The sequence below is a fragment of the Bacillus cereus group sp. BfR-BA-01430 genome, from assembly GCF_022663115.1.
GTDB lineage: Bacteria > Bacillota > Bacilli > Bacillales > Bacillaceae_G > Bacillus_A > Bacillus_A cereus_BD.
The window spans coordinates 1-5,731 of record NZ_JAKUEW010000035.1 but is presented as its reverse complement, the minus strand read 5'-3'; the positions used below and the strand labels follow the sequence as shown (position 1 = coordinate 5,731).

Genomic DNA, 5,731 nt, shown 5'->3' with positions numbered 1-5,731 from the left:
TTGACGTTTCACGTTGTTTGTTTCGTTCAGTTTTCAGAGAACTCGTTTGTCGCTTTATTTGCGACTTCCTTATGTTAACACTTTTATATTTCAATGTCAACTAAGTTTTTTATTTCGTTTGTCGCGTTTTGCGTTATTTCTCTCAGCGACTCGTATAATATTACACCTCTATTTACTAATAGTCAATAGTTTTTTTAAAGATATTTATTCTTTCTACCGAATTATAAATATTCCTCTTTTCCCTCTCTATAACTTGTCGATAGATTGCTCATCCATTACATTTCCTATTCAATACCGCAACAACAACCTTATTTTTACAATTTATAGTATATAATGAGATAGCGATTATATTTTTTATTACCAAAGTTATCATACATACACAAATGAAACTACTAACAAAATGACATGAAAAGCAGGTGAAAATATGGAAGAAGTTCGTGTACTTATAGCAGATGATGAAAAAGAAATACGTGATTTATTAAAGAAATATTTAGAACGAGAATTATATACAGTAGATACCGCTATAGATGGCGAAGAAGCTCTCAAGTTATTTACTCATAATACCTATAACCTTGTCATACTAGATTTAATGATGCCTAAAATTGATGGCATCGAAGTATGTAGAAGACTTAGAAATAATACCAACATTCCTATATTAATGCTGACAGCGAAAGATCAAGAGGTAGATAAAATTGTAGGGTTAAGTATAGGTGCTGACGATTACATTACAAAACCTTTTAGCGTTAATGAAGTAATCGCCAGAATTAAAGCGCTTATGAGACGTTTTTTAGTATTAGGAAGTAACGCTAATACACAAGAAAAAACAATCCTAACCTTCAAAGGGCTAACAATTGATAGTAACAAGTACATCGTTACCGTAGATGACAAAGAAATCTCTTTAACAGGAAAAGAACTAGAACTTCTAAAGTTTTTCGCATCAAATCCTGAACAAGTGTTCACAAAAACACAGCTCTTCCGCAATGTTTGGGATAGCAATTATATAGAAGATGATAACACGGTTATGGTACATATTCGGAAGCTTAGAAAGAAAATAGAAGCTGATCCTTCAAATCCTAAATTCATCCAAACAGTATGGGGCATTGGCTATAAGTTTGTAGGTGAAAAGTGTGAAAAACGATAAGATTCTCTACCTGATTCTATTTCAGTTCACTATCATTACTGGTATACAATTTATCAATATGACTCATACATTACAATTCATTTTTTTTATACTTCTTATCCTTATCACAATCCGGCTTTTTTTCACAAGACTTTACTTTATAGAAACTAGAAAGTCCATCGTCACAAAACTAGAACGTGTGATTCTCGGTAATTTCCAAACAAGGCTATATACGAATAATGATCGTTCGTTAGATGATGTAATCTTCCATATTAATGAATTAATAGCCGAATTAGAAAAAGTACAAATTGAGGCAAAAAAATCTCAAAAAGTTAGAAAACAACTTCTATCGAGTATTTCACACGATATACGGACACCTCTTACTTCTATTATCGGATATATTGATGCCTTAAAAGATGGTATAGCCACTTCTAAAGAAGAAGAATTAGCATACCTTGAAATACTCTCAAACAAATCAAATAGTTTAAAACAATTGGTTGATGAAATATTTCATATAGCAAAAATTGATGCAGATGAACTTCCTTTTAAAGAAGAACAGCTAGATTTTTCAGAGATTACACGAGAAACACTCATTGAATTTTTGCCCGAGCTATCCAAATATCATATTGAGTTAAAAGTGGATATTCCAGAAAAGCCTTGTTTGATTACAGGGGATTCTTTTCACATCATACGCGTAATGAACAATCTTATAAAAAATGCTATACATTACGGAAAACAAGGAGCAACATTAGGAGTCAAACTATTAGAACATCACAATGAATACCATCTCCTCGTTTGGGATAAAGGACCCGGTATTCCTCATCAAGATTTGGAACATGTCTTTGAGAGAATGTACCGAATTGATCAATCTCGGAACCTTTCGTCTCGTAGTAGCGGCTTAGGACTTGCTATCGCAAAAGCACTCGTTGAAAAGCACGGAGGTCGCATATGGGTAGAGAGTATTCCATGGGAAAGAACCACTTTTGGCTTTTCCATTCCAAAGCAGAATTCTTTTAAGAAATAGTTAAGAAATGATTAAGTAGCAGTTAAACCCTTCTTTTTATTATGTATGTAAAAGATTATAGAAAGTGGGTGTTCACCATACAGACAATTATTAAAACAACAAACTTAACAAAAGTTTATGGAAAACAGAGATCTGTAGATCATCTCAATATAAATGTAAATAAAGGAGAGATTTACGGATTTATCGGCCGAAATGGCGCAGGTAAAACAACGACGATTCGAATGCTACTAGGCCTTATAAAACCTACAAGCGGAAAAATCGAAATATTCGGAGAGGATTTCACCAAAAACCAAAAAGATATTTTAAGACGAATTGGTTCAATTGTTGAAGTTCCAGGTTTCTACGAAAACTTAACTGCAAGAGAAAATTTATTAATTAATGCAAAGATTATCGGAGTTCATAAAAAAAATGCGATTGAAGAGGCATTAGAAATTGTCGGTCTGCAGTATGAAACGAAAAAACTGGTTGGAAAATACTCGTTAGGAATGAAACAACGCTTAGGAATTGCAAGAGCACTTCTCCATTATCCAGAACTTTTAATACTAGATGAACCTACAAACGGTTTAGATCCAATTGGAATTAAAGAAATGCGGAAGCTCATTAAATCATTAGCACAAGAAAGAAATATAACGATATTCATTTCTAGCCATATTTTATCTGAAGTCGAACAGTTAGTTGACCATATGGGGATTATCCACAAAGGGAAATTATTAGAAGAGACATCTTTAGATTCATTACGAAAACTGAATCGCAAATACTTAGAATTCCAAGTAGATGATGATAATAAAGCATCGATGCTTTTAGAAAAACAATTTCATATTTTTGATTATGAAGTACATGATGAAGGAAATATTCGCGTTTATTCTCATTTTGGACAACAAGGTCAAATCAATAAAATGTTTGTTCAAAATGACATTGAAGTATTAAAAATTATGATGAGCGAAGACCGATTAGAAGATTATTTCACCAAATTAGTCGGAGGTGGAACAATTGGTTAATCTCCTATATACAGAGTTATTAAAATTGAAACGTTCTAACATGTTCTTAATTAGTATGATTGGAGCGACGGTATCTCCTCTTATGATGGCTATTGCCACATATATGCACATACAAACCAAACCATCCGCTCCAGAGACTATGGACTTCTATACATTTTTTATTAACGTTAATTTGTATACCGTTCTAGTTATAGGAGTTCCTTTATATGGGGTTGTTACCGCATATCTCTTTAACCGTGAATACACAGAGAACACATTAAAAAATCTATTAACTATTCCTGTATCACGATTTCACTTGATTTTAAGCAAATTTCTTCTTCTATTCATTTGGATTATGATATTGACCATAGTTGCTTGGGGATTGGCTTTATTATTTGGAGTATTGTTAAGTTTACCGGGATTAAGTAGCTTCTTACTCCTACAATCTTTTATGAAATTTTTAATGGCTGGTGGACTTCTTTTTCTGTTATCTACTCCTATGGTGCTACTAACTCTTGTAATGAAGACTTATGTACCGCCTATTATATTAACAATTGTTATAACAATGATAAATGTTATGATTGCAAATTCGGAACATAAAGATTTGTTTCCTTGGACAGCTATATTAGACATAGTAAATAATGAGTTACAACTAACATATCCACCAGAATATTCTTATGTTATTGTTACTGCTACATCAATTATCGGCTTTCTCACAACAATATTCTATTTTAAAAAGGTTGATATTCATTGATTTATAAAGATAATAAAATGCTACCTATAGCACTTTCATTTAAATACTAGGAGTGAAATTATGAGTGATACAATTATTGCCTTCATACTCGGTATTGTAGAAGGACTAGCTGAATTCCTGCCTATCTCTTCTACTGGGCATCTTATATTAGTCGGACATTTATTAGGCTTTGAAGGGGAAAGAGCAAAAACATTTGAAATCGTTATACAATTAGGAGCCATTTTAGCTATTGCTGTTTTATATCATAAACGACTTGTCTCTTTATGTAACATTAAGCCCCTTCTGCAGAAAGAGAAAAAATTTAATGCACTACATGTTTTCCTAGGTGTATTTCCAGCTGTAGTTGCTGGCTTACTATTACACGATGTGATCAAAACATACTTATTTCAACCATATACTGTTGTTATTGGACTTGTAGCGGGAGCACTTCTTATGATCTTTGCAGAGGTTAAAAAAACTGAGACCATCGCTTACTCATTAGACGATTTAACATATCGTCAAGCATTAACGATAGGACTATTTCAATGTTTAGCTGTATATCCTGGTTTCTCAAGAGCTGGATCCACCATTTCTGGCGGACTATTAGCAAAGGCGAATTATAAAGCTGCATCTGAGTTCTCTTTTCTTATTGCACTCCCTGTAATGGTCGGTGCAACAGGATTAGATTTATTAAAGAGTTGGAAATATTTAAGCATGGAAGATATCCCAATGTTTGCAGTAGGCTTTATTACTTCTTTTGTAGTAGCAATGCTAGCAGTAGTAACTTTTCTAAAACTACTCGCACAAATAGGTCTAAAACCATTTGCCTATTATCGCATTGTATTAGCTCTTGTATTCACTATGTTCGTACTGCTTTAACCATTGGACCGATCACCTATAAAAAACGACCCAACCGATACTTACATAGGAGTATCGGTTGGGTTTAATTATAGCTGCCTACTAGAGACACCTTCTCTATTTTAATAAAAAGATAAGCTATATAAACTCTCTATAAAAAGCGTTAGTTTTATTATTCTAAATGTAATCTTGAAAACTTAGATAGTTATTTAAAGGAGCTTGACTCCATAATTCATAATATTCTTTAACATAAATATAGGGGCTTTTAAAAAGAATAGCTATAAATGAACAGTACGAATATATAAGCTATATTTATTTAGCAAATTCTATTTCCTAATCCCCAAAAACGAAAAAATTTAAAACAATCCAACTATCATTAACAAATAGAACCTTATAGTAATTCAGTATTTAAATAAACCATAGAGAAATGAGTGGATGATACAAATGAATCAATTAGCACAACAATATTGGAATGCATATTGGAAGGAAAGCGAAAAACCACAATCTGTCAGTGCTTGGCAATTCGGAGCCTCTCCCGATGATCTTGCTCAGTTAGTAATAAATGGTGTAAAAACCGCAACGTGCTCCGCTCATATATTTTATGAATTAGAAAGTGAAGCACTTCCAGCAGTAAATGATTATAGCATCATATTGAACAGCAAAGACGAACCTGTAGCTATTATTAAAACAATAGAAGTTACTTTAACACCAATGAATGAAGTGAGTGAAGAATTCGCGATTGCAGAAGGTGAAGGTGACCGCACATATGAGTATTGGAAAAACACCCATATAGAATTCTTTACAAATGAGTTGATGAAGATTGGTCGCAAATTTTCCGAAGACATATTGCTCGTTTGTGAATGCTTTGAGCTTATCGATGTAAAAAAATAAAAATTTAACCCATAAATACAAAAAAACCTAAGTCAATTTGACTTAGGTTTTTGCTTGGCGACGTCCTACTCTCACAGGGGCAAGGCCCCAACTACCATCGGCGCTAGAGAGCTTAACTTCCGTGTTCG

General features: G+C 33.1%; 6 protein-coding genes and 1 rRNA gene. 6 read left to right on the top strand and 1 reads right to left on the bottom strand.

Annotated elements, in window-relative coordinates:
- The first annotated feature begins 424 nt into the window (after positions 1–424).
- From MR058_RS22560 to MR058_RS22535, 6 genes are all read left to right on the top strand, one after another.
- Entirely contained in the window at positions 425–1,141 is a 717-nt protein-coding gene (locus tag MR058_RS22560; protein ID WP_242145912.1) for a response regulator transcription factor, read from the top strand.
- Positions 1,128–2,144 (top strand): sensor histidine kinase, encoded by a 1,017-nt coding sequence (locus tag MR058_RS22555; RefSeq protein ID WP_242145911.1) that lies wholly within the window; start codon positions 1,128–1,130, stop codon positions 2,142–2,144. The genes MR058_RS22560 and MR058_RS22555 overlap by 14 nt, the downstream gene beginning before the upstream one ends.
- 68 nt (positions 2,145–2,212) lie before the next feature.
- The gene (locus MR058_RS22550; RefSeq protein WP_242145913.1) at positions 2,213–3,142 is read left to right on the top strand and encodes an ABC transporter ATP-binding protein; all 930 of its coding nucleotides are present in this window, start codon (positions 2,213–2,215) and stop codon (positions 3,140–3,142) included.
- The gene (locus MR058_RS22545; RefSeq protein ID WP_242145910.1) at positions 3,135–3,875 is read left to right on the top strand and encodes an ABC transporter permease; all 741 of its coding nucleotides are present in this window, start codon (positions 3,135–3,137) and stop codon (positions 3,873–3,875) included. Before MR058_RS22550 ends, MR058_RS22545 begins: the two co-directional genes overlap by 8 nt.
- Before the next feature lie 60 nt (positions 3,876–3,935).
- Positions 3,936–4,733, top strand: a complete 798-nt coding sequence (gene bacA, locus MR058_RS22540) for an undecaprenyl-diphosphate phosphatase (protein WP_242145909.1) — start codon at positions 3,936–3,938, stop codon at positions 4,731–4,733.
- A 423-nt stretch (positions 4,734–5,156) separates the two neighbouring features.
- Positions 5,157–5,603, top strand: coding sequence for an ASCH domain-containing protein (locus tag MR058_RS22535; RefSeq protein WP_242145908.1), 447 nt, complete (start codon positions 5,157–5,159; stop codon positions 5,601–5,603).
- Positions 5,604–5,655: 52 nt separating this feature from the next.
- Here MR058_RS22535 and rrf read toward each other — a convergent pair.
- Positions 5,656–5,731, bottom strand: a 5S ribosomal RNA gene (gene rrf / locus MR058_RS23885); the annotation flags it as partial.

Excerpts from the sequence above, each read along its gene's own strand:
- MR058_RS22560 (WP_242145912.1), top strand. The coding sequence starts at position 425 with ATGGAAGAAGTTCGTGTACTTATAGCAGATGATGAAAAAGAAATACGT.
- bacA (WP_242145909.1), top strand. The coding sequence starts at position 3,936 with ATGAGTGATACAATTATTGCCTTCATACTCGGTATTGTAGAAGGACTA.
- MR058_RS22535 (WP_242145908.1), top strand. The coding sequence starts at position 5,157 with ATGAATCAATTAGCACAACAATATTGGAATGCATATTGGAAGGAAAGC.